Annotated in this window: 12 protein-coding genes; 10 read left to right on the top strand and 2 right to left on the bottom strand. The window is 44.9% G+C overall.

Going from position 1 to position 25,879, the window contains the following annotated elements; genetic code table 11:
- The first annotated feature begins 40 nt into the window (after nucleotides 1–40).
- Nucleotides 41–1,255: an N-acetyl sugar amidotransferase gene (locus D0C16_RS04685; RefSeq protein WP_225318905.1), complete on the top strand. Its 1,215-nt coding sequence runs from the start codon at nucleotides 41–43 to the stop codon at nucleotides 1,253–1,255.
- On the top strand, nucleotides 1,255–2,403 hold the full coding sequence (locus D0C16_RS04680; RefSeq protein WP_151031236.1) for a polysaccharide pyruvyl transferase family protein: 1,149 nt from the start codon (nucleotides 1,255–1,257) through the stop codon (nucleotides 2,401–2,403). The genes D0C16_RS04685 and D0C16_RS04680 overlap by 1 nt, the downstream gene beginning before the upstream one ends.
- Before the next feature lie 28 nt (nucleotides 2,404–2,431).
- Here the strand turns inward: D0C16_RS04680 and D0C16_RS04675 are convergent, their stop codons facing one another.
- Together D0C16_RS04675 and acnB are read right to left on the bottom strand one after the other, a co-directional pair.
- On the bottom strand, nucleotides 2,432–4,522 hold the full coding sequence (locus D0C16_RS04675; protein ID WP_151031235.1) for a 6-hydroxymethylpterin diphosphokinase MptE-like protein: 2,091 nt from the start codon (nucleotides 4,520–4,522) through the stop codon (nucleotides 2,432–2,434).
- Between the two features lie 222 nt (nucleotides 4,523–4,744).
- Nucleotides 4,745–7,363: a bifunctional aconitate hydratase 2/2-methylisocitrate dehydratase gene (acnB, locus tag D0C16_RS04670; RefSeq protein ID WP_151031234.1), complete on the bottom strand. Its 2,619-nt coding sequence runs from the start codon at nucleotides 7,361–7,363 to the stop codon at nucleotides 4,745–4,747.
- Nucleotides 7,364–7,710: 347 nt separating this feature from the next.
- Between acnB and D0C16_RS04665 the strand changes: the two genes are divergently transcribed.
- From D0C16_RS04665 to D0C16_RS04630, 8 genes are all read left to right on the top strand, one after another.
- On the top strand, nucleotides 7,711–8,751 hold the full coding sequence (locus tag D0C16_RS04665; RefSeq protein ID WP_151031233.1) for an SMP-30/gluconolactonase/LRE family protein: 1,041 nt from the start codon (nucleotides 7,711–7,713) through the stop codon (nucleotides 8,749–8,751).
- Between the two features lie 93 nt (nucleotides 8,752–8,844).
- Entirely contained in the window at nucleotides 8,845–9,327 is a 483-nt protein-coding gene (locus D0C16_RS04660; RefSeq protein ID WP_151031232.1) for a DUF1289 domain-containing protein, read from the top strand.
- Between the two features lie 16 nt (nucleotides 9,328–9,343).
- Nucleotides 9,344–9,985, top strand: coding sequence for a tRNA-(ms[2]io[6]A)-hydroxylase (locus D0C16_RS04655; RefSeq protein ID WP_151031231.1), 642 nt, complete (start codon nucleotides 9,344–9,346; stop codon nucleotides 9,983–9,985).
- Between the two features lie 602 nt (nucleotides 9,986–10,587).
- Entirely contained in the window at nucleotides 10,588–22,563 is an 11,976-nt protein-coding gene (locus D0C16_RS04650) for an RHS repeat-associated core domain-containing protein (protein ID WP_191968645.1), read from the top strand.
- On the top strand, nucleotides 22,560–23,054 hold the full coding sequence (locus D0C16_RS04645; protein ID WP_151031229.1) for a hypothetical protein: 495 nt from the start codon (nucleotides 22,560–22,562) through the stop codon (nucleotides 23,052–23,054). Before D0C16_RS04650 ends, D0C16_RS04645 begins: the two co-directional genes overlap by 4 nt.
- A gap of 239 nt (nucleotides 23,055–23,293) precedes the next feature.
- Entirely contained in the window at nucleotides 23,294–23,632 is a 339-nt protein-coding gene (locus tag D0C16_RS04640) for a hypothetical protein (RefSeq protein ID WP_151031228.1), read from the top strand.
- A 68-nt stretch (nucleotides 23,633–23,700) separates the two neighbouring features.
- Nucleotides 23,701–24,987, top strand: coding sequence for an RHS repeat domain-containing protein (locus D0C16_RS04635; protein WP_151031227.1), 1,287 nt, complete (start codon nucleotides 23,701–23,703; stop codon nucleotides 24,985–24,987).
- 3 nt (nucleotides 24,988–24,990) lie between these two features.
- Nucleotides 24,991–25,425 (top strand): hypothetical protein, encoded by a 435-nt coding sequence (locus D0C16_RS04630; RefSeq protein ID WP_151031226.1) that lies wholly within the window; start codon nucleotides 24,991–24,993, stop codon nucleotides 25,423–25,425.
- Nucleotides 25,426–25,879: the final 454 nt, after the last annotated feature.

Below are 25,879 nucleotides of genomic sequence, written 5' to 3'. Positions count from 1 at the left end.
CTAATTTTTTACTGTGTCGAATGACTAAGTGAGTCTGATTATGGAAACTTTTTTTGGTCTCCCTCCACAAGTTACGTTTTGTAAGCGATGTGTAATTTCCAATCAGCGCCCTAATTCTACCGTTGAGTTCAAACATACGGCCACGGAAAAAAAATCAGTAATTGATTTTGACGATGACGGTATTTGCAGTGCTTGCCGTTTCGCCGAGCAGAAAGATCAGGGGATTGATTGGAAACAGAAAGAGGATGAATTAAAAGCATTGTTAGCCCGCTTTAAGCGCAACGATGGCGGTTACGATGTAATAGTTCCTGGTAGTGGAGGAAAGGACAGTGCGTTCACCGCGCATGTTTTGAAATATAAATACGGAATGAACCCATTGACGGTAACCTGGTCCCCGCACCTGTACACTGATATTGGTTGGAAAAACATGCAAAATTGGATGCATGTTGGAGGATTGGACAATGTGTTATTTACACCCAATGGTAAGCTGCACCGCCTGTTAACGCGCCTCGCGTTTATTAATCTTCTGCATCCATTTCAACCGTTTATTGTTGGCCAGCGAATTATTGGGCCATTAATGGCTGCAAAATTTAATGTTCCGTTAGTCATGTATGGCGAGAATCAGGCGGAGTATGGCAATAAAGTTGATGAGAACGCTAAGCCAACAATGGATCCCAAGTTCTTCTCTACCGATGATCCATTAGACATGCGTTTGGGTGGCGTGACTGTGCGCGAAATTATTGACCAATATGATTTTACGTTGAATGATTTTACTCCGTATATCGCGCCGCGCCCGGAGCTATTGGCAGAAAAAAATATTGAAGTTCACTACCTTGGCTATTACCTGAAATGGGATCCCCAGGAATGTTATTACTATGCGGCTGAGCATACCGGCTTCCAGGCGAACCCCGATCGCACCGAAGGTTCCTATTCAAAATACAGTAGTATCGACGATAAGATCGACCCATTTCACTATTTCACTACCTTGATCAAATTTGGCATTGGCCGAGCAACCTATGATGCTGCTCAGGAGGTTCGAAATGGGAAAATTACCCGGGAAGAGGCTGTGCATCTGGTTAAAAAATATGATCAGGAATTTCCCAAAAAATATTTCCATGAGTTTCTAGACTACATTAGTTCGAGTGAACAGGAATTTTGGCAATCAGTTGATAAATTCCGTTCACCGCATTTATGGGTTAGGGATGAATATGGCCAATGGCGATTACGCCATACTGTGTGGCAAAGTGAGGCCTAATGCTACGACATTTAAAAGTTCTTCACCTGGCAAGCTTTTCCGGCAATATAGGCGACAATGCGAATCACGCAGGTGCTCGGGCACAGTTTGCGCAAAACCTTTCATTTCAGCTGAACTTTACCGAACTGGAAATTCGGGAGTTCTATTGGAAACAGCGATTTTTTGATGACGACTTTATTAGTTACGCCAATCAATTTGATCTTTTGTTGATAGGCGGTGGCAATTATTTCGAACTTTGGGTTGAGAGTTCGCGTACCGGATGTTCGATTGATTTGCCGCCCGAACTCTTGGCTAAAATTCGTTGCCCGGTGCTTTTTTACGGATTGGGTGTTGACGCAGGTCAGGGGGTGCCGGACATCTGTTTGCAGCGCTTTCGGGCGTTTATGGATTGTATCCTGGCAGACGATAGATTTTTTGTGGCGGTGCGCAATGATGGCGCTGTGGATACCCTGGAAAAATATCTCGGTGAGTATTACTCGCGAGCGGTGTCTGCTGTTCCAGATGGTGGTTTTTTTGTGACGCCAGCGGCGCACAGCCTTCCCGAATTGGAAAATTCTCCCCGGAATATTGTTATAAATTTGGCGGGAGATATGTTGGATACTCGTTTCAAAGGCGGGCAAAACTTTTTGTCAGCTGAAGGTTTTTTTAAAGAGTTTGCTGGCTGCCTTGAACAGCTGCTTACCGCCAATCATGATTTGAACCTCGTGTTTGTTCCGCATATTTTTCGCGATTATGCGCCTATATCTTCAGTAATAGAATTTTTACCGGATAACTTGCGTCGTCGTCGAGTTGCTGTTGCGCCATATTTGGTAGGAACCGTCGGCGGCGATAGGCAATTTTCACTGTATCAGCAGGCTAGTCTGGTTTTGGCAATGCGTTTTCACGCTAACGTATGCCCTTTAGGAATGGGTGTGCCGACATTGGGATTGGTTTGTTATCCGCAGATTAGTCATTTATATCGAGAACTTAATTTAAGTGCGTTAGCGGTTGATGTAACGGCAGCGGGATTTTCCGCGACTTTGTTTGATCAGTCTCAGTTGGCTTTATCAGGTCAGCATGTTGACGGTCATGTAATTACGGCGGCGCTTTTGTCGAATATTAAAGCGACTCATAAAAAAATTGACGCCTGGTTGCTGCGTCAATTTTGATGTTTCTGCATTTGTGGGTAGGACCAGATCAGTGCAATTTGTTTTGCGGTTTGACTTTTTCTGCCAGGTTGCGTGTGCGTGCGTCAGTCTTTAAAAGTTCATTGCGAAGCTTTTGCTCTGCATGGTCCATGAACTCAAGGTAATATTTTTTTGCTTGATTAAATATTTCAATACCTTCCTTTTCGCTTGCTCCGTTATAGAGTGATTTCGCCAGTACAAAGTTAAATGAATGAACACTGCCTTTGATGAGTGAGTAGGCGTACTGTTTTATTTTGTCTAAGCCAGCATTCAGCGCAATGTGGTGATGTTCGCTTAGCATTAGAAACGCTTCGCTTCGGCTTGTAGCATTCCTGGCAAAAATTGCCCTGAATTGATCGAATAGTTCCAGTGCGGGAGAGAACTTTTTCATCACTTCTTCGTTGTCATGAATTTTCTTAAGCCCATTCATGTTGAAATGTTTGTTGAAGAGGCTGCGGGCATATGGTTTTTTATCAATGGTTGGTAGGTTGCTAAAATCTATATCATTGTAGCGAATAGGCGTGCTTCCTCGAATTAATACACCCTCGCTCGTGTTGAAGCAGTTAATCTTTTTGTTTTGTATTAGCAAGGTTTCAACAGCGAGTCGCGCATGCGAATAAACAGACGTACTCACTATTTTATTTCCAAAGTTTCCATCGAGAAGGATGTTTCCTTCAGCATCATGTTTATAGAGGTGCAGGTCTTCCTGGTGCTCGTCGCCAATGTCATAATGCGTACTCAGTTCAGAGTGATGCTTTCCTTCTGCGGGAAAGCCGAAGTCCATGCCAAAAATATAAATATTGGAAAAGCCCAGAGCGGCTGCGAATGCCATACCGGTGTTACCAACTGTTGGGTTGGACAATGCCATGTTTATGACAAACTGATCTTCGCCGATATATTGGCAAATAAAATGTGTCCCCACGTCGTTGCTTTTCATGCCCATTCCAATGGTGTTGAATAACCCAAAGGTGTCGGGGTGAATTGTGTTTAAACCGAGCAAAATAATGTCTTTGCGGAATTCTTCCGTCGTAGAGGTTTCAATCCATTCAACCACCGGCCGCGTGCGTTCCATTTCGATATGAAAGTCTGGTTTTATCCCGAGTTTCGCGAGTGAGCCTAGTGCCGTTCCACAAGAAAAAATAATGGCTTTGTCGCGATTGGACAACAGAAAATCCTTTGCTTTATCCAGTGATGGGCCATTCGCAATGACAAATGCAGGTTTGTCCGTGTAACTGTTGGTTAGTAGCGCGTGATTTCGCAGTATTGGTGTGTTGTTTCGATAGTTGGCTACGGAATGTGAAAGGCTGATTTGCTCATCGTCGAAGTAGCCCATTGCACCGATAAGGGTGGGAAGCTTTTCGAAGAACATCGATGTGGTTGCTTTCATCTCCGGGCTGCTTAAATGATCGAATACATTCGGTCTCGCGGCATTAAATAACCCGATTTGATTCAGGTAAACTCGTATCTGGTCGTAACATGCGCTTGGCGTTTGGCCAACAATCAAATTAAACGTTGTGTATTGTCGATCAAAGTGTTCATAGAGTTTAAGCCAATCTAATGTATGCAAAGCCGCAAAAAAAATATCTTCATGGGGTTCAATAATGCATAGATGTTTGATGTCAGTGTATTTCAACAGTTGATTAATATGGTGGCCAAGGCCAATGCCCATCACCAACATAAATTGTGTTTCTTTTTCTAAAGGAATAATGACGTTAGTTACTTCTTTGGAGTTGATGAAGTCGATCAGCGGGTTCATGGTACTTATGTGCGCGTCGCTTTCAACATCCAATGCCTGTGTTGTGCGCGCGAGGACGCGGTAGCGCGAAGGAAGGAGTTTGTATTGGTCGACATACTCCTGGCAGAAGGCAACCGGGTCTTTGTTGAATACCGGTGAGTTGTCCAAGTCCACATTAACAAGATTGATGTAGCCTTCCGACGCAAGCATCATCTTGATTTTGGTGGGGTTGTAGTCGCGATATTTGTTGTAAATATTGGGTTCGGCTTGGCGAAAAAACTCCATGTTTCGCTGAAATACCATTTCCAGTTCCAGACTTTTTTGTTTTAGTTCTGCCTGGCGAAGAAGTTCTTGCAGCTGATCCATAGTGAGGCCTCAATAAAATGAATCGCCAAAAAAATGACGAAAAGGAATAATTTACTCTGAGGGAGCAGTATTTATGCCAGAAGTATAGTTGCGATAAGGTTTCCTGCCGGTTTTTGTTATGGTTAATTAGGGTGAAAATTGTGGCAAAAAAAAGCCCGCTATGCAGCGGGCTTTTTTTGTAACACGAAGGTTTTGTCTGGCAAATTTAACCAGAGCACCTTACTAAACGGCAACAGTTTGAATCTCTACCGCTGCAATACGTTTGCCTTCGTTGGCCGCGTCTTGGTAGGCCTCAATTTCATTGAAGTTGAGGTAACGGTAAATATCGGCCGACATGCTGTCAATCTTCTGCGCGTAGCTCAGGTATTCCTCTGGCGTTGGCAGCTTGCCAAGAATAGCAGCGATTGCCGCCAGCTCAGCAGAGGCCAAATACACATCTGCACCTTCACCCAAACGGTTAGGGAAGTTACGGGTGGAGGTAGATACCACAGTAGAGTTTTTCGCAACGCGTGCCTGGTTGCCCATGCACAGCGAGCAACCTGGCATTTCGGTGCGGGCACCTTTCACGCCGTAAATGCTGTAGTAGCCTTCTTCCATCAGCTGATGCGCATCCATCTTGGTCGGTGGGGCGATCCACAAACGGGTGGTCAGAGCTTCTTTGGTGGCGGCCAGCAGTTTTCCGGCTGCACGGAAGTGACCAATGTTGGTCATACAAGAACCGATAAACACTTCATCAATCTTCGCGCCTTGCACGTCTGACAATACTTTCACATCGTCCGGATCGTTCGGGCAAGCCAGGATTGGCTCTTTGATGTCGGCCAGATCGATGTCGATGATCGCTGCGTATTCTGCGTCAGCATCAGCTTCCATCAACACCGGGTTAGCCAGCCACTCTTCCATTTTGCGTGCACGACGTTCAATGGTGCGAACATCACCGTAACCTTGTTCGATCATCCAGCGCAGCATAGTGATGTTGGATTTCAGGTATTCAATGATCGGCTCTTTGTCGAGCTTGATAGTACAGCCAGCCGCTGAACGCTCTGCTGATGCGTCAGAAATTTCGAATGCTTGTTCTACTTTCAGGTTTGGCAGGCCTTCTACTTCCAGGATGCGACCAGAGAAAATGTTCTTTTTGCCTTTTTTCTCTACGGTCAACAAACCTTGTTTGATAGCGTACAGCGGAATCGCGTTCACCAAGTCACGCAGAGTGATACCTGGTTGCAACTCGCCTTTGAAACGAACCAGCACTGACTCAGGCATATCCAGTGGCATAACGCCGGTAGCTGCTGCGAAGGCAACCAAGCCAGAACCGGCTGGGAAGGAGATGCCGATTGGGAAGCGGGTGTGAGAGTCACCACCGGTACCTACGGTGTCAGGCAGCAACATACGGTTCAACCATGAGTGGATGATGCCGTCGCCTGGACGCAGCGAAACGCCGCCACGAGTCATGATGAAGTCGGGCAATGTGTGTTGGGTTTCGATATCAACCGGCTTTGGATAAGCAGCGGTGTGACAGAATGACTGCATGGTCAGGTCGGCAGAGAAGCCCAAACAAGCCAGATCTTTCAGTTCGTCACGAGTCATCGGGCCAGTGGTGTCCTGAGAGCCAACGGTAGTCATCTTTGGTTCACAGTAAGTGCCAGGACGAATTCCGGTGGTGCCGCAGGCTTTACCGACCATCTTCTGAGCCAGAGTGTAGCCTTTACCGGTGTCAGCAGGTGCTTGTGGCAAGCGGAACAGGGTGCTCGGCGGCAAACCTAATGATTCGCGCGCTTTGCTGGTCAGCCCGCGACCAACGATCAATGGAATGCGACCGCCTGCTTGAACTTCGTCCAGCAGTACTTCGGATTTCAATTCAAATTCAGAGATTACTGCACCGGTGGTGCCGTTCAGAATTTTGCCGTCGTAAGGACGAATCTCAATCACATCGCCCATGTTCAGGTCGTCAACCGGAGCTTCAAATACCAATGCGCCAGCATCTTCCATGGTGTTGTAGAAAATTGGAGCTACTTTGCCGCCGATACACACACCGCCGGTGCGCTTGTTGGGTACGCCGGGGATGTCGTCACCGATGAACCAGAGCACAGAGTTGGTAGCGGATTTACGTGAAGAACCGGTACCGACAACGTCACCGACGAATACCAGCGGGAAGCCTTTGGTTTTCAGTGCTTCGATTTGCTTGATCGGGCCGATTGAGCCTTGTTGATCAGGAGTAATGCCGTCGCGTGCCATTTTGAACATGGCCAGTGCGTGCAGTGGGATATCCGGGCGCGACCATGCATCAGGTGCAGGTGACAGGTCATCGGTATTGGTTTCACCAGTGACTTTGAATACGGTGAGTTTGGTGCTTTCTGCAACTTTTGGTTTGCTGGTGAACCACTCGCCATCAGCCCAGGATTGCATCAAGGCTTTTGCATGCGCATTGCCTGCTTTTACTTTCTCTTCCACGTCGTGGAATGCGTCAAACATCAACAGGGTGTGTTTGAGTTCTTCAGCAGCCAAGGGAGCCAGAGTTGGGTCGTCGAGCAGGTTTACCAAAGGTTCGATGTTGTAACCGCCGAGCATCATGCCGAGCAGTTTAATCGCGAGGGGCTTATCAATGAGGGGAGAGCTTGCTTCGTTTTTGAGTATCGCGCTTAAGAAAGCGGCTTTTACATAGGCGGCTTCATCAACGCCGGGCGGAACGCGGTTGGTGATCAAATCAAGGAGTACTTCGTTTTCACCAGCGGGGGGATTCTTCAGCAACTCAACCAATCCGGCAACTTGTTCTGCGTTTAGTGGTTTTGGTGGAATACCTTCTGCGGCGCGTTCTGCGACCTGTTTACGATAGGCTTCAAGCACGGTTTTATCCTCATTAGTGTAAGAGTTACTCCCTCTGCAGGATCTCTGCGTCAGGAGACTATCCATGACCTTCATGGATGCGAAAGGGCGTTAAAAACTAAACGCTCTTGGGTTGCTCGCGAGAGAGCGGTAAATCGGGCGCAAAGTATACCTGAAGCAATTAAGCCTGTTAATGGTAGAGCGATTAGCTTTGCTGACTTCGGATTTTGCTGTCGCTTGTGATAAGGTGGCGTGCCTGTTTGGTCGATCAAAACAATGCGGTGAGAGGCTGTCTGGTAAACCAGACATAACAATAACGACTCTGCAGCAACAAGCGCCCAATTAAAGACCACCCGGATGAGGACATTATGAATACCAAAAAGCATCACCTCATGATTTCCGGCCTTATGGCCAGCTTATTAGTGATAGCTGGTTGCGGCCAAAAACAAGAGGCAGCAACACCCGCAACTCAAGCCAAGGTTGAATCTCCAGCAGCCCCGGTAGCGAGTGCAGCAACTGCCAATACAACTCCAAATGCAGCCACCTGTAGTGGTACAGCACCCTCAGGTGAATTAATGCCGGTGCGTATCGAAGCGGCTAACACCACTCGCACGGAAGATGGTCTTTATGAAGGCCCTGTGTGGATTAAGGATTCACTGTATTTTTCAGATTTCACCTTCAGCGCCGGATTTCCATCACGTATTCAAAAGTTGGATGCCAATGGTGCTGTAACAACAGCAATTGACGATACCGGTAGTAACGGTTTGGCGGTCGATAACAACGGCTTCCTAATTGCGGGCACTCACAAATACAAAGGTCTGTCGCGCTTTAACCCGGCAACCGGTGAGCGCAGTGCCGTCGCAGAGCAATACAATGGCAACGTATTTAATTCGCCCAACGATATTGCCGTTGCCAAAGACGGGACTATTTATTTTACCGATCCCGCCTTTCAGCGCGATGCGGCACCTGGCGGTCAGGAAAAAACCGGGGTCTATCGGGTGGCTACCGATGGTACGGTGACGTTAGTCGACGACACCATCACTAACCCGAATGGCATCGCATTGTCGCCGACGGAAAGTGCGCTTTATGTTAATGGCGGTGGTGAACAAGGTATATTGCGCGCCTATCCTATTGTTGATGGTGTACCGCAAAAAGGGATAGATCTCGTTACTGGCTTAACCATTCCTGATGGTATGGCGATTGACTGTTTGGGTAATATTTATTTGACCGAGCACATCGCGCGCAAGTTGCGTGTATATGACCCGCAAGGTCAGCAGATTGCCCAAGCCACTACGGATGCAAACTTAACGAACGTTGCGTTTGGTGGTGCCGACGGAAAAACATTATTCCTGACGGGTGCCGGTGCACTGTGGAAAATTGATTTGGCCATCACCGGCACTCCCTATTAAATGGTCGGAACACCTGACTAAATTTTTCTTAACTGTTTTAAAAGATGTAAACCTGAGCGGGCCGAGTCATCGGCCCGCTGCGTTAAAAAAACTATGCTTGTATTAAAACCTGTAAAAACACCCTGCGTAGGCATTTGCTCCACCGGCATTGGCGACAGTGTCTGTCGTGGCTGCAAACGTTTTGCTCACGAAGTTATCGATTGGAACTCCTATACCCATGAGCAAAAATTATTGATTGCCCAACGGCTGGAGCATTTTCTCGCGCAAATCGTGCAGAACATGATTCAAATCAATGATGAAAAGTTGCTGCTCACCCAAATTAAGCACCAGCAAATTCAATTTAAGCCGGAACAAAATCCCTATTGCTGGGTATTTGATTTGTTGCGAGCGGGTGCCAGCCAGATTCAAGATTTGTCCCTTTATGGTTTGGAGTTACAGCCGGCCTGGCAGGGGGAGTCGCTAGGTGTTATTCGCGATAATATCGACAAAGACTTTTTTGCCTTGAGTTGTGCGCACTACGAGCGCTATATATCTCCGTGTTTTGTTACTGCCGAAACAATTAATTACCACAAATAGTTATTCCTGAATATTTATGAACGCACTCGCCCGAATCCACGAATTTCTTCACTGCGAAACTCCCGATGCCTGGATTAAAAATGCATTGGATAATCAAGCGCTATTATTGCTTGATCACGCTAATTGCGAAAAGAAGGCAGCCTCCACGGCAATAACATTAATGTTTCGCTACGTTGGTGATTTCGACATGATGCAAAAAATGTCGCGCCTCGCGCGTGAAGAGTTGCGTCATTACGAACAAGTAATGGATATCATGGAGGCGCGCGGCGTTCCTTACGATCAAATCACGCCGGGTAACTATGCTGGCGAACTGCGCAAACTCGTCCGCACCTCAGAGCCCGGTCGCTATATAGATACACTCATCGTCGGCGCCATCATCGAAGCCCGCTCCTGCGAACGCTTCGCCAAACTTGCTCCCCATCTCGATGAAGAATTACAAAAATTCTATCTCTCCTTACTCAAATCCGAAGCCCGCCACTACGAAGACTACTTAACCCTCGCCAAACGTGCCGCCGAAGGCAAAGATATTTCTGCTCGCGTACAGGAATTTCTTGCTTTGGAAAAAACCTTGATTGAAGGGACGGATGCGGAGTTTCGGTTTCATTCGGGTGTGGTTAGTTGGCCAGATAAAAACTCTTGTTTTGCTTTTGATAAGTAGTCCCTTTCGCCCCGGGCGGGCTATTCATACTGAGCAAAAAAACTGCATTCAAGGTTGAATATTTAATAAGCTGTCGATATAGTGGCAGCAAAATTTGCACAGGCCATGGACGCATAATTTAAAAAATTAGTACCGGGAATGATTTTCCTACCCGTTACTTTCTGTCTTTTTTTCATCTTCTTTATTCCCCTTATCCCTCTGCATAAAGCAGCTTGGGTTTGTGCTGCGTATTTATTTTTATCAGGAGCTATTTGTTAATGATTAACTCATTGCGTAAATCATCTATATCTAGAATTATTAAAACTCTAGTGTTGTCTGTGTGCTTACTGGAAGTCGTAAGCGTAAATGCTCAAACTCCCCCGGCCACACCAAGTCTGTGGAGTTCGAACAGTGGCGGTGTTGTTACGATTCATTGGAGTAAGCCTTCTGCTGACATAACTCGATTTAAATTGGCAGAGGATGCGGGCACAAGGGAGTATGAGTTTTCTGGGAGTGTGCAAAGTTTTACGCCAAGTCTAACAGGAAATAATATTTGGTATGAGATTAAGGCTTGTAACGGACCAAGTCCGAGTAACTGTAGCCCGTATTCACCATACCTTGTTGTGAATATTTTACCTCGTTCATCCAGTAGTGCGTCTATTTCAAGTATACGTTCCAGTACCCCAGTCACACCGTCTAGCCAGCCAATTTTAAGTTCTTCCAGTGCTGCTCAGCAACCGGTGCCAGCTATACCCACTTCAGCGACACTGATCGCAGATAGCACAAGTAATAAATTTAATATTAGCTGGGGTAATGTAGGTGCATATAAATATGTGCTCGAATACAGCGCGTCTGATAGTGTTGATTCGCTTGGCTCCAGCTGGTTACCTTCCTCAGTTGTTAGTGGCTCTACTTCCGTCTCGATAAACCGAAGTGCGGTCGCAGCAGTTAATTTTTATGTATGGCGGATAAAGGCCTGTAACTCAGTTGATCAATGCTCTGGGTGGATTAACACAAGAAACGCTACTTTTCATCAGCCAATTACACCTTCCACTACTTCATTAATCAGCCCGAGCAACGGTAGTAGTGTAAGTACATTGCCATGTTTTAATTGGCAACCTGACTCAACGGCAGCCAGTATTACTGTTACTGTTAGTCCAATATCAGATTTTCCGGACAAACGTTGGGCTATTGATTTGGGGGCAGGTGCATCGCAAGTTTGCTTTCATTCAGGCTGGTATGCCGGAGGTGCAAACAAATATGAAATGGGTGCAGCTAATTTAGTTACTGGTCAAACCTATTACTGGCGAGTGGTATCTGTATTTCCGGGGAATAAATATGGTTTTACGGAAACCCGTAGTTTTACAGTCAGCAACTCACCTGGCGCGCCAACATTGGATGCAAAAGTTATCAATAATTCATACTGGCAGTTGGAGTGGAACAAACCTGATTCTTCAGTAACTCGCTATGAATTGACTGAAACAGCGAATGGGCAAACCAAAGTACTATCGGTTTCTGGAAATACCTACGTACCAACGGTAACTGGTTCGGCTACTTATAAAGTTGTTGCTTGCAATAGCAATGGTTGCGGGGCTACACAGTCCAATACTCGTACGCTCAATATCGAACCCACTCCTCAAGCATCGTCAGTAACGGCATCCACAGATGTTTACAGCCAACATTTTTCGCTCACTATTGGTGCCAGCACCGGTGCTGCCAAGTATGAGTTGGAATATAACGGCTCTAGTACGGATACTGGATTTTCTTCTGCAAATTGGAAGTCAGTGTCGAAGGATTCAACATTAAGCAGAACCATTTCTATGGCATCAGTAAAGGACTATGCGTATGTTCTGTGGCGAGTACGTGCTTGTAACACAGCTGATATTTGTTCAGGTTGGGTAGAATCTCGAATTAAAGCTAATCAGTATGATGCACTTAGTACTAGTGCTATTTTAATTTCACCGGCAAGTGGTGCGTTGATTGAAAAGGCGAACGGAGCCCCTTGTTTTGAATGGCAGGTAGATCCTGCTGCTCAGCAATATGCTGTGACTATTAGCGACTCAACAGAGTTTACCGATAAGCGTTGGATTAACACGGTCAGCGGGACTCGTGCATGCTGGGATGCGGGGTGGGGCACCGCTGGTATTTATAGAAATGAACTGCCTGTCCAGTTAAGCCCGTCTACGACCTATTATTGGCGAGTGGTTTCTATTGCAGGTGGTGGCCGTTACGGCTTTTCTCCCATTCGTACTTTTAGCATTAGCCCCTTTCCAGCGGCTCCAATACTGGATGCCAAATTTATCAATAATAATTATTGGCAATTGGAGTGGAATAAACCAGATGCATCAGTTACTGGTTATGAATTAAGTGAAACCATTAATGGAACAACGGTTAAAAAATCTCTAGCTAATGTTAATAGCTATCAACCAGCTGTATTGGGATCTGTTTCTTATGAGATTGCTGCGTGTAACGCAAATGGTTGTGGTAGTGCATCCAATATCAAATCGATAACAATTGAGCCGGCTCCAGATGCGCCTTCTATCAGCGTATCGACCGATGTGTATAGCCAAACATTTTCTTTATCCTGGGTGAATGTTGGCGCAGCAAAATATGAGTTGCAATTTAAGGGGGCATCCTCACAGGACGGATTAGCTTCTGCAGGATGGCAGCCAGTTTCTAAAGATGCCAGCATATCTAAAACCATTACAATGGGCTCCTTGCAGGCGTATAGCTATTTATTATGGCAAGTTAGGTCATGCAACTCGGCAGATAATTGCTCAGCGTGGCAACTGTCACGCATTAAAACTAATCAGTTTAATCCGCTTCCTGGCAGCGCGAATTTAGTTGCACCGGCTAATGGCGCGGTGGTTTCCAACACTGTGGGGGCGCCATGCTTTGAATGGCAAGCTGATGCTAGTGCAGCTCATTATGTTGTAACGGTTAGCAATACTACGGAGTTTACAGAGAAGCGTTGGGCAATCACCGTTATTGCTGATACCAAGGTATGTTGGAATAATGGTTGGGCAAAGGCAGGGCCATATGCTAATGAGTTATCTAACCAATTGTCATTCGCAGAACCCTATTACTGGCGAGTGGTTTCTGTTTCATATGATGGGCGATATGGCTTTTCTCCTATCCGTAGTTTCTCTATGTCTAGTACGCCTGGCGTTCCTACGTTAACAGCGAAGTTAACTGATGACAAAACTGGTTGGTTATTACAGTGGGTAAAACCTATTGGCAATGTCTTTAAATATGAACTTGAAGAAGATAATGTCAATGAATCGGGTGGCAGATGGATTGAGCATCGCGTTCCACTAGCGACAGATGTAACCTATCTTTCAAAAGTGATGGGAGAAACTAAATACAAAATTCGTGCGTGCAATGCGCAAAATGAGTGTAGTGCCTATTCAAATACAGTAATTACATTATTGGAAACGGTTCCAGCAGCTCCGGCCCAGTTTGCTGCTGTTCAAAACCTTGAGTTGCAACGTTTTGACCTGAGCTGGCAGCCAGTTAATAGGACAACTGGCTATAAAATTCAATATTCCGTTAGTGATAGCGCAGAGGAGGCCAAGCTCAGTACGAGTTGGATTCCTCTGATCGAAACAGATCAGCTAAACATTTCGTTTACAGATGCCGTTATATATAAGCACTATAAATGGCGAGTCGCTGCGTGTAAAAAATCAGGTGTGTGCTCTGAATGGGTAGAAACCCCTGTTAAAGTGTTACAGCCAAAGCCTACCTTAATATCTCCTTTGTTGTTAGGTCCTTCAAATGCTGCGCAAACCTATATCAACAGCATTAATCATCCTTGTTTTCGGTGGACATTGACGACGGAAGAGGAAGCGAGAAAAATTAGTAAATACGTCGTCACTGTGAGTACCACACCAGATTTTTCTGACAGGCGTTGGAGCATAGATATTGGAGTTTCATCTGGCCAGTCTGTTTGTTGGTCAAATGGGACAGGTTGGGAAAGAAAAGGAACTTATGCTGAGCTATTGCCAAATGGATTGGAAATTGGTGGTACTTACTACTGGCGTGTCGTTGCGGTAAACGGTGGTGGTGAGCTGGGTTTTTCTGAGACGAGAAGCTTTACCCTAACCGACAATGCTTCTGGTGCTGAATCTGCTGCACAGGTAGTTAACCATTTTTACGAAGCTGAAACAGCAGAGTTATTTGGTGTCGTAAAGGCTTCAGAAAACGAAGGATTTTCTGGGGCAGGATTTGGCGATTACAACTCTGCTGTGGGTAGTTACATAGAATGGACCCATGTGAGCCAGGCGGCTACTCAAGCAGTACTTTCAGTTCGCTACTCAAATGGGAATGCGCCTGCACGCCCAATGAATTTGTTTGTAAACGGTGTTTTGGTTTCACAAAACAATTTTCAAACTACAAGCTCTTGGAAGAAATGGGTTAGCGTTCATTTTTCAGTGCCCCTAAATGCGGGTAGTAATAAAATTAAGCTGGTTGCGACTACAGCAAATGGTGGTCCGAATGTTGATTACATCGATGTTGCAACAGGCGCGATAGTTTCTCCCGCTGAAATTAGTGTGCCCACACCTTCATTGGTGTCAAGTTCAGATGGCAAAGGGCTGATATTAAATTGGACCGCGTCGACCGGTGCAGTAGATTATTATCAAGTCTTTGCGTCGGAACCTTTAGGTACCACTTATTCGATAAAAAATACCAGTTTCAATATTCCAAGTGTTTATTCCGCTACTTATAAAATCAGAGGATGCAGAGTTACAGGTACTTGTGGCGTTTATTCGGAGCCAATATTTATTTCTAATTCGATCTACGAAGCTGAGGTGGCGACTGGGAAAGTCAATGTTCAGATTGTAAATACGATACCTGGATACTACGGAACTGGTTTTGCCAGCTTTAATGCCGGCGGGCATTTGGAGTGGAATGTTTATCGGACTGCATCAGAGCAGGGCGTTCTACTATTTTCTTACTTAAATACCGGTGCTAGTGCACTTACTGTCCCTGTTAACAAAAACGGTGTTTCTATCGGCTCTGTTTCGTTAGCACCAACAAATGGTGCAGTATGGAAGACTGTGGGGCTGCCGATAAACCTGGCGTTGGGTAACAATTATGTGAAGTTCGCCCCAACAGGCGATGCAAGCGGCATTTATATTGATCGACTGGTAACACAAACTCGTACCGTTAATAGTCCTGGTGTGCCAAGTAATGCAGTTCCAGAAATATCCAATGTAATTTTTAATTTAACATCGGACAGTAACGGAGATATTCACGTTTCCTGGAGTGGTGCTCGGTCTTATGCCGACCTCTACGAAAAAGTAGGCAATTCCTTGAATTGGCTGAAGAAGGGAGAGGGGGCTGGCAATTATTCGTATATTGCGAAAAATAAACAGGCTGGTAAGTATACTTTTGTTTTAAAAGAGTGTTATCAATCAGCTGCTGCTGCCAATTGTCTCGAATTTGAGCGTGCAATAAATATTGGTAATGGTTCCTCTGGTGGTTCTGTGTCTGCCGGTTCATCCTCATCAATTTCAGCAAACCTTAGTCCTTATCTTGTCGGGCCTGACGTTAATTCTCCTCCACCGGAAGGTCTACCCGAAGGAGCTGTGGTTGGCAGCACATCGGGCCAATTCCGTGTTAGTGAATCTGGTGCTGCTACCTATTCAGTTCCTCTTGAGTTACCGGATGGTGTTGCAGGTGTTGCTCCGCAATTGTCTTTTGATTATTCGAGTATGTCAGGCAATGGATTGTTGGGGCAGGGCTGGTCTTTGTCGGGCTTATCCGCAATTACGCGTTGTCGTCAAACATTGGTTCAGGATAACCAATCGCTTCCCATTCGCTGGAGTGGCGATGATCGCTTCTGTTTTGATGGGCAGCGATTGATGCTGGTATCCGGTGTGTATGGAGCATCGGACAGCGAATATAGAACCGAAATCGACAGTGGGGTCTATGTCACTGCTAAAGGTGGCTCAATTGGTCATCCGGATTATTTTGAAGTAAGAGCAAAGGACGGGTCTATCTCATATTTTGGTTTTACCAATGATTCAAAACTAACTGGTGTTGCCGCGAATACTACCTTGACCTGGTCTATAAATCGCTTTCAAGATAACGTTGGTAATGGCATAGATTTTATTTACAGCACTGCTTCTGGTGGCGGGCAATATATTGATGAGATCCGCTATGCATTCCCCAGTGTTAACACCGAGCAGCCGTCCGCGTCGCGAACAGACTTTAATGCAAAAGTTCGCTTCAATTATGTTGATAGAAAAGACAAAACAGAAGCGTTTATTGCTGGGCAAAAGTTTGTCCAGGCTAAAAAGCTGGATTCAGTTAGCGTATTTAACGCTGATTCTTCTACTGGTTTCGCAGTACAAAAACTTGTTAAGCACTACCGCCTAAAATACATGGGAGATGCTACTGCTGACGCCCGTTATGAAAATACTCTTACTCGCCTCACGCAGATTTTTGAATGCAGAGCAGAAACCGAAAATGTAACTGATGGCAGTTGCCTGGCTCCGCTAAGTTTTACCTGGGGAGGTGGCAGCCATGTTGCTTTTGATAAGGCGATGACATCTCTGGCATTCCCGACTGTAGAAGAGGGACGTTACTTATTGAATCATCAATTTGCAGATGTGAATGGCGATGGTAAGCAAGACTTGATTTATCTAACCATCGAGAAGCTTTTTGATGAAACAACTGCCGATGTCAATATCAATATTGCTTATGCTGACAGCAATAAAAATGGCTTGAATAATCAAACCACAATCAATTTGTATCGGAGGCCGTATGAAAATTTACGTATTGCCGCGTTAGATTACAATGCGGATGGCCGTCAGGATTTGGCGCTATATACCGGGGAGTATTGGAGGGTTTACCTGTCCACAGTTAACGCTAGCAGCGGATGGTATTTGGATGGCGGGGGTGAAGTAGAGAACCTGCAAGAGTTTACTGACCCTGATATGTTGTTTATGGATGTTAATGGTGATGGTCTTGCAGATGCCGTCACCTCTACAGGTTATTACAAATTACAGCGTAATAGTAATTCGGTGGGATCAAGCCGGGCGTATTCGTTTGCCAACCAGATAAACAGTTTTCAGTGGCGACCCCGTTCTGAGTTCACGCAAGTGAATGAGCCTCTACCGACCAACGCGACAAATTTTTCAGATTGCCACGAAACTGCGGCGCAAACAAAAATACAGCAGGATACTGCCGCTGACTTTAATGGCGACGGCGTCATGGACTTCCTTGGTTCTTACGTGCGAAAGCTGTCGTGCAGCACATCGGCCGGTCCTACCTCTATAGATGCTACTTACCGCTATGCGTTGGTTAATCTTGGCGGAGTGTTGCAGATTTACTCTGGCGCGGCATTACAAACGCCTTCGATATTGCCAGGTGGCAGCACGGATCGTTTGTTCGTTGTGGATGTGAACGGTGATGGATTAACGGATGTTGTTTCGCTCGGCTATGATAAAAAGCTTGTTATCAAGATGAGTAATGGATTGGGATTTAACGCGGCGCAAGAATGGATCACACTTTCCGGCTTAGATGGAAGCGCGTCGCCACAATTTATGGATTACAACGGCGATGGAATTGTTGATGTGATTTGGAGGGATCTAAATGAAGGCAAGATGAAGGTTCAATATGGCGGACTCAGCAGTTTGCCTCAAGCCATTTTCAACACATCAGTGGATAAGAAAGAGAGCTATTTGCTGGCGGATGTGAGCGGAGACGGGGTTGCGGATTACGTGCACGTCGATTCCGATTCACTCAGTGGGCGTCTTGGTCAAATGGCCGTCAAAGGTCAGCCTGCATGCTACATTCAATATCATCAAGGTGGTTCAACGGAAGTATGTCCTGATCCTTCCTATGCATTAATGGAAGAGCAGCAGCATAATTTTATTTACAAAATCGAAAATGGTTTCGGTAATGCCACTCTCATTGCGTATGGCACATTGTCGAATAGCGGTCGCTACGCCACCATGGATGTTAAACCGGAAACAGTTTCCAGGACATACAGTAATAATTGTCCGTCAAATGCTCCGATTCATTGTTCTCCATCGAATACGTACGATGAATTGGATAGTTCCAGTTTCTATAGACGTTTGAACAGTGGTTGGGAGCTTCCTGCAGGTCATAGGGTTTTTGATCCAACGACCGAGACTTTTGTAAATGCATCAGGTTTGCCATCAAAAGGTAATCCAGTGTTGGAAGTTAATGGTGCTATGCAGGTAGTAACGTCAGTGAAAAGTAGTGCGCCTTTGCCGACGGATGGCAACGCGATGAGTCGTATTGATTACTACTATGCCGAAGCCAAATTACAGGCGATGGGGCGTGGTTTCCTGGGGTTCGGTCGATTGAAAACTGTGGACGCCCAGACAAAGGTTGCCACCGTTACTACCTATCGTCAGGATTTCCCATTTAGTGGTAGCCCGCTCACAACAACCGTTTATAAAGATGACACAGCAGGTTCGCCGATTTTGAGTTATGCCGTTAACCAATGGGATTCCCGTCTCCTAAAAAATCAGGGTACCAGAGTGTTTCAGCCGTACTTGAAACAATCTCAAGAGTTTACATATGTATTGGATTCTGATGGAAATGTCAGCGCACTACCGCTGCAAAAAATTACTACAGATACAGCGATGTATCCGTTTGATTCAGATACTGCAGATTCTTTAGGTAATGTCCGTGAAGTCGTTGTGACTACAGAAGGCAGTGGCAAAACGTTAATTAAAAAAACCATTAACCAATACAGCAGTGATAGCTGGGCATTGCGTATGGGGCGCTTAAAGCGCAGTGAGGTAGAGACGACCCTTCACGGTGAAACCAATAAACGTGTTGCTGAGTTCAAGTATTATGGAGTTGATGGTGAAGATGTAAGTGGCGGTGCAAGAGGTTTGCTGAAAGAGGAAAAAGTTATCTCTGAAAAAGCGAGCGATCAACTTGTTACTGAATATACCTATGATGGACGAGGCAATAAAAATAGCGTTAAGGTAAGAGGACTGGTTGACGGAGGTAATGTTCAGGAGCGCACCACAGCGCATAATTACGATACTCTAGGGCGTTATCTGGTGTCCTCTGTAAATGGAGCTAGCCATCAGTCGGTTATTTCAGGCTATGACGAATATGGTCAGCCGCACCAGATTACAGATGCTAATAACATTTCGACTGAGGTGAAATACGATTCATTTGGAAATGAATACCTGCGTAAAGAAGTTTTCGCGGGGGGGCAAACCGGTGCCTGGACTCGTAAAGATACCCTTTATTGTGATTCCGGTTCTGCATGTCCTGTCGGAGCGAAATTTTTCACTCGGCAGCGTGTTTCAGGTGGCGGTGAAACCATTGCGTATTTCGACATCCTGGGCCGCAGTATTCGCGCGGGTAAAAAAGGTTTTGATGGTATCTGGATTTATACAGATTCGGAGTATGACAACCTTGGTCGTATTAAACGGCAAAGCATGCCCTATTTTTCCAATTCATCTCCTGTAGGTTGGACGGAAAACTTTTATGATTCTTTGGGGCGTATAGTTCGTATTGAAGCACCCGATGAGTCAGGCACTATCAAAACTGAAACGGCCTACAGTTGGGACTCAACAACTGGTGCCCTGTTAACAACTATAACAAACCCCAAGGGACAAGTTCGCAAAGAGCATCACAATGGTTTGGGGCAACTGATCCACGTGGAGGATCAACTCAAAGGCACTATTGTTTATGAGTACTCACCTTTGGGTGAAATTTTGTCGGTTACAACCGATGCGCCTGATGTTAATGAGGCAACCATTAAAATGTGTTACGACAAGCAAGGGCGTAAGTCCGGCATGTTTGATCCGGATAAAGGGGGATTCAACGGTACATCGGCAAGCTGTTCACAAATTAATAACTGGGCTGGCGGTAGTTCAAACATTACGGCGGGTTGGTGGCATTATCGCTACAACGCGTTTGGCGAATTAATCGAACAGCGCGACCCCAGTGGTCAAAGTACACAGATGCGATATGACAACCTGGGCCGTATGGTAAATCGGTTGGATTACAAAACAGATACGCACCTTGAAGCAAATACTGCATGGTTTTTTGATAAGCCGTTGGGCGCGTCCGCCGAGCAGGATAAAACACGAGGTAAATTGACCGCGGTTGTAATGAGCAACTCTACGAGTGCTATTTTGAATAATGATGGGGCATGCACAGGAGCCAATCATTGTTCAATTTACACCTACAACGGACGCGCCCAAGTCTCTAGTACAACCACTCGTCTTGAGACTGGTGATGTGTTTATTACCCAGTCGGATTACGACTCCATTGGCCGCTTATATCAAGTTCGTGATGTGCTTGATCAAGTTGGGGGAATCTTTGGTTTTGAAAGCGGAGTTCAAACTCACTTCAATGAAAATGGATATGCGTATCGCAGCGTAGACATCGCCTCTTGGGATGGTACAGATGGTGTATTAAGTACTATAACCAACATGAATCAAAACGGACAAGTCACGCGTGAAATTCGTGGCAATGGCCTCACTACAGTGAATGAGTATTATCCAAAATCAGGATTATTAAAATCGCAGCGTGTGACTGATGCGGTAGGATTGAAGATCGTGCAGTCAATCGATTATCAATGGGATTCATTAGGCAATTTAACATCTCGCACAAATAAGAGTGCGCAGGTATTGAAAGAGGGTCAAACTCTGCAAGCCAATAATCGCGCAGAAGGTTTTTGTTATGACGCCCTCAATCGCCTGGTGAAATCGCTTGCCACAAGTAATCCGGTTTGTAGTGGCGAAGCCGGTGCCGGAGATGACATTACCTACGATGGCTTTGGCAACATTAAAAACAAAAAAGGGGTAGGTGATTACTCCTACAACAGAACTAACGGCGGCCCTCACGCAGTTACTAAAGCGGGCACTGCCAGTTATTTCTATGACAGCAACGGAAATATGGTTGCCGAATCAGGTTCTACATCTGATTTGGGTAATCGCACAATTGAATACACCAGTTATGATATGGTGGAAACAATTTATCGCGGAAATGATCGATCAGTAGAGTTTAAATATGGCCCGGATCGCTCTCGTTGGCAGCGGAAAGACCGCAATGGCACTAGCTATACCACTACGACTTATTTAGGTAATGTGGAGCGCATTGAAAAAGTGGGCGTACCGGAAGTCGAATGGAGACGCAATGTTGCTGGTGTGACCATTACCTACAAAACCACGGCTGATGCTGATAAGCAGAATTTAAAAATTCACAATGCCAATAAGTCGTATGTGTACAGCGATCATTTGGGTAGTGTGGATATCATTACCAACACCTTGGGTGTAGCAACACAATCAATGAGTTTTGATCCATGGGGGGCAAGAAGACCAGCGGATTCCAATAGTCTTGCCGCGTGGGGTGAGGGGACAACTAAAACAGACTCTCAGGTGTTAGGCGAAATATTGGCATCACTCACTTTAACCGGTTTTGCCAATCCGATAACCACACGTGGTTACACTGGTCATGAAATGATTGATGACATGGGCATCATTCATATGAATGGCCGTATCTACGACCCACGTCTTGCGCGCTTCTTACAGGCAGATCCATTTATTCAAGCGGCGACCAATACACAGAGTTACAACCGCTATTCGTATGTGCTGAATAACCCGTTGAACGCGACTGATCCTAGTGGGTTTTTCTTTAAGAAAATTTATAACGCATTAAAAGATATTAGGCGCTCAATTATTAGAGGTGCAATTAAAGTTTTTGGAGCAGAAGTTGTTGGTTTCGTTGGAGCGGCTGGTTCTATCTTTTGTGGTCCATACGCCGCAGTTTGTGCGGCGGCTTGGGCCTACGATTTTGCGAGAGCCGTGGGGGCCAGCAGCAGTCAAGCCTTCAATGCTGCGGCTGTTGCGGCAGTTATGACCTACGTGAACGGCCCCCCTAAATTGAATATTGGTAGTGCGATTAGTTTGGCGGCAGAACGGATAGATCCTAATTTAGGGAAAGCAATTAATTTCATTAACAATGGTGTTGATTGGAATAGCACGGTTAATTCTTTTATTAATCTTGCTCATGAGGTAAAAAATTATTATGTCTCAAGAGAGTTAGAGCGGGTTGCTAATAAAAATGGCTTGTCACTCGCTGAGTTGAATGCGTTACTTACAGTAAATTCGTTTATTGGAAATAAGGTTGCGGGGGGGCGGTACGACGAAAAAACTAACTCTGTCAGTGGTTTTACAAGTCGAGAGAAAGGATTAGTTGGGGTTATTTGGGATGTCAACGACACAATTTTGGGGTACCAGGGGTTACTGGATGCCTCAGGTCACGAGTATATAACTAGTAATAATGTCGGAAAAGCGATATCGGGTTGCCATAGTTTGGGAACCTTAACGTGTAATAATTTGGTTGCGAGAGGCTATGCGCCGTCGGCGCAATTGAATTCTTTACCTTTCGGTAATATTGCGGTATCGACAAACATGGCAATTACAAATTTGGGGAAAGGAGATTTTGTAAATGGATTTCTTTTGGGGCGTATTTTTAACCCATTTTCAACGAGCACAGATTGCCTAGATTCCAGCTTGGGTGGGGCGTTATGTCATGGCTGGAAGCAAAATTATCAAAATCATCCTGAAAACCGGAGGAAGTGGCTATGAAATACAAAATTTTAATTTTATTCGTTGTGTTTCTATTGGCATCATGCACAAGTGTTAGTCTTAATCGTAATGAAATAGAGCGGGAGTTTGGTAGTCAAATTTTCAAATTAGCTAATCCAATGTATTTGTCGCTCTACTTGAATTGTGGGATATTTCGTGTTGTTTATGAGGATAAAATTGCCGATATAGATTTTATTTATAAAATTGACCCGGATGATGTTGCACATTTCGACAAATATAAAAATATAAAAGTAGGTGATGGAAATTGCACACCATCAAATGATATTAGAGTTTATAAGCTGCTGAATGTTGGGCAGGAAGTAAAAATTGACTCTATTGTAGATGTGCTCAATGCAAGTTGGTGGTTTTGGCGTATTAAAGGTACGGTTTCAGTGGGTGGGGAAAGTTTTGCATTTCAAATGCAATTACCTTATGAGAAAAATAAGTCGTTACGAAGTTCACTTTCTGATGTGTTTGTGCTCCAAAATTGAGTAGGCGATTGTAATTTTTGTAGCTGAATTAACAAGTTAAAAAAGCAAAGCCTCATGGGTAAATCTATGGGGCTTTTTGTCATGCGGATAGAACTGAGACGCAGGTAAAATTTTCTGATCTTTTGAAAAAGTAATCGAGGTCATAGGTATCCAGTCTGCTGTAATAGGTTATTAGTTAGTAATCGGGTAAATGAGAATCGGAACTATTTTCCTAATTATATTTTGTTGAGTGGTTCATTATGAAATATTTAAATGCTGTTGCATTTTTTGGATTTATCTTAATGATTTTAGGGTTATTTGTTTTTGGTCAGGATGGTGATGGAACATGGTGGCAGATGGGGTTGTTTAGTAGAGTATTGCTCAGTTGGGGAATGTTTGGGGGGATGTTCTTGTGGATTTCTATGTTGGTAGATCATTTCAAATATTCTCGCGTTAAAAGAAAAATTGCATGGGGGCTGTTTTTGGTTTTTGGGCAGATGCTTGCGGCGGCAATTTATTTTGTTTTTGTCTATTCAAAAACTCAAAAAATAAACATCCTATTGATGCGTAACTGCTTGGTTTGGCGTAAAAATAGTTAAAAGTCCCGATTGTCAGCATCATAGATTAGACCAAACCTTCGGCGAACCAGGTATTTGGTTATGACGAGTTGTCGCGTTTAACGGATGCCTCTGGCAGTTACGGCGTTATCAATTATGAATACGACGCGGTCGGTAACCGTAAATCGCGCGAGCAAAATAATCGCCTGGAAGCTTACGAATACGCAGAAAGCAGCAACCGCTTGTTGAATGTGATTACCGAAGGTGAGCAGGGCGAGTTGCATGAGCGTGTGCTGGGTTACGATGCGGTCGGTAATATCGTGAATGATTCTGCCAGCGCGGCGACTAAAGCATTAACCTTTGGCCACAATAATCGCCTTGAGCAAGTGAAGGTGAGCGGCAGCGCAACTGTTGTTGCAGGTTACGAATACAACGCCAAGGGCCAACGTGTTATCAAACAAGTGGATGGAAACATTATCCATTTCCATTACGACACGGATAACCGCCTGATTGCAGAAACCACCGTAACCGGTGCACCGATTCGCGAATACATTTACGCCGCGAACCAACGCATCGCCATGGTGGATTACCAAAGCAACACCAATGGCGAGATATTCTTTATGGTCAACGACCATTTGGGTGCACCGCAATTGTTGGTGGATGCTGCGCAGCAAGTGGTCTGGTCAGTCAATCAGTCCCCTTTTGGTGAAGTGACTGTTAACGGCAATGTAGAACAACCACTGCGCTTCCCCGGCCAATATGCCGACAGCGAAACGGGTTATTCCTATAACTATTTCCGCGATTACGACCCAACGTTGGGCCGCTATATCGAATCTGACCCGATTGGGTTGGAGGCAGGGGTTAATACGTTTGGGTATGTGAGCGGCAATCCAATTACATCGTTTGACTTATTGGGATTGATTGGTGAAATGTGTACTACGCACGATCACCTTAGCTATAACACAAGTAACGGCGAGGGTTGGTACGATACCAAATCGGGGAATACATTTGGACCGAGTCCAAATTGGGGAATGGATGATGGAATTGAGGGTTTTTATCCTGAGCAAGCATTGGGTGGGATTGGATTGTGGCGTGCGGGAGTTAGTCAAGGATATAAAATTATTGGTGCGCTTACAGCTAGGTCTACGCCTTCCTATAACACATTTGCGATCGGTTCTAATGCCCGAGATTTATTTAAGATACTTAATTTTTCTCCCAGACTCATTAGCAGTCCCCGATCTTTCTTTCGTCCAGACTATTACTGGGCAAAAAGCGGCGGTGACTTTTATAAGGCTGCCGCTTCTCTTGGTAGGTCAAATACAGCTTGGGATAGCTATCTAATTCCTACTGCTCCTCTTGGGGTGATCGGTTTAGGTAACCAATTGTTTGATGAGTAAATAATGAAAAATATAATTACTGTAAAAGATATTAATTTTTTTGGAATGAAGCAGCTCGTTGTTTGCCAGGATAGCTTTATTTTAGTTAAAAATTCAAAAAGGACGAAATGTGTGGGGTATTATACTTTCTGTCCGCGCTTCTGCTTGAAGAGGAATTTTTACTGTCTGTTTGTCCAGAACGAACAAATTTATTTCATTTTGAACGATAAGCTATATAACGTCGATGAAGATAAAATAGAGGTGTCCATCAATAGGAAAAGTGCGCTTTCGTTTGAGTTTAATGTTAAGAAAAATGAGAGTTTGATTTTTAGTCAAAGAGTGGTTGATTTTTTAATGTCAAAAGATGACTCTTTAAACTCGCATTTCTTGATCGATGTGAATTTTTTTCTGGGTAGTTCAGTGGGGCGTGATAGCTTCAAAAGGCTTTTTCAGTTGTGATGTGGATCAAAGGGGGCGGACTCATGTGGGTCAGTGGATCAAGGGGTCAAGTGGATCAAGGGGTCAAGTGGATCAAGGGGTCAGGCTCCTTGATCTGTTGATATCAGTTCAATAAGTTAAAAAAGTTTTAAAATTAAATTCAAGGGGGTGTTTATGGCAAGGTTGCCGAGGTTATATGTTCCGGGTTTCTTATCACCCTAAAAAGGGTTCAATAAATTGAACCCCTACGGTGGATGATGAAATATTGATTGGTAGGGGCGCAATTTATTGCGCCCTTTTTTTGTTGAGGGATGGCCTGGCAGTTGTTTCGAATAACTGGGTTAACTCTAAACAAAAGTGCATTTTAATCCATAGGTAAGCAGTTTTATCCAAATAAAACAATAAGTTATCGATCATTTGGTTTCCCAAAATCTGGCCAATATGAGCGCCAAATTTTGGGAAAATGGTTCTCTAC

This window comes from Cellvibrio sp. KY-GH-1 (assembly GCF_008806975.1).
Taxonomy (GTDB): domain Bacteria; phylum Pseudomonadota; class Gammaproteobacteria; order Pseudomonadales; family Cellvibrionaceae; genus Cellvibrio.
Note: the sequence above shows the minus strand (reverse complement) of the source record. Positions and strands in the feature narration are given on the sequence as shown.

What these genes read in the sequence shown, in the direction of transcription:
- D0C16_RS04660 (WP_151031232.1), top strand. Translation starts at nt 8,845, where the DNA reads ATGCTTGTATTAAAACCTGTAAAAACACCCTGCGTAGGCATTTGCTCC.
- D0C16_RS04680 (WP_151031236.1), top strand. Translation starts at nt 1,255, where the DNA reads ATGCTACGACATTTAAAAGTTCTTCACCTGGCAAGCTTTTCCGGCAAT.
- D0C16_RS04655 (WP_151031231.1), top strand. Translation starts at nt 9,344, where the DNA reads ATGAACGCACTCGCCCGAATCCACGAATTTCTTCACTGCGAAACTCCC.
- D0C16_RS04640 (WP_151031228.1), top strand. Translation starts at nt 23,294, where the DNA reads ATGAAATATTTAAATGCTGTTGCATTTTTTGGATTTATCTTAATGATT.
- D0C16_RS04645 (WP_151031229.1), top strand. Translation starts at nt 22,560, where the DNA reads ATGAAATACAAAATTTTAATTTTATTCGTTGTGTTTCTATTGGCATCA.
- D0C16_RS04665 (WP_151031233.1), top strand. Translation starts at nt 7,711, where the DNA reads ATGAATACCAAAAAGCATCACCTCATGATTTCCGGCCTTATGGCCAGC.
- D0C16_RS04685 (WP_225318905.1), top strand. Translation starts at nt 41, where the DNA reads ATGGAAACTTTTTTTGGTCTCCCTCCACAAGTTACGTTTTGTAAGCGA.
- D0C16_RS04675 (WP_151031235.1), bottom strand. Translation starts at nt 4,522, where the DNA reads ATGGATCAGCTGCAAGAACTTCTTCGCCAGGCAGAACTAAAACAAAAA.
- D0C16_RS04630 (WP_151031226.1), top strand. Translation starts at nt 24,991, where the DNA reads ATGAAAAATATAATTACTGTAAAAGATATTAATTTTTTTGGAATGAAG.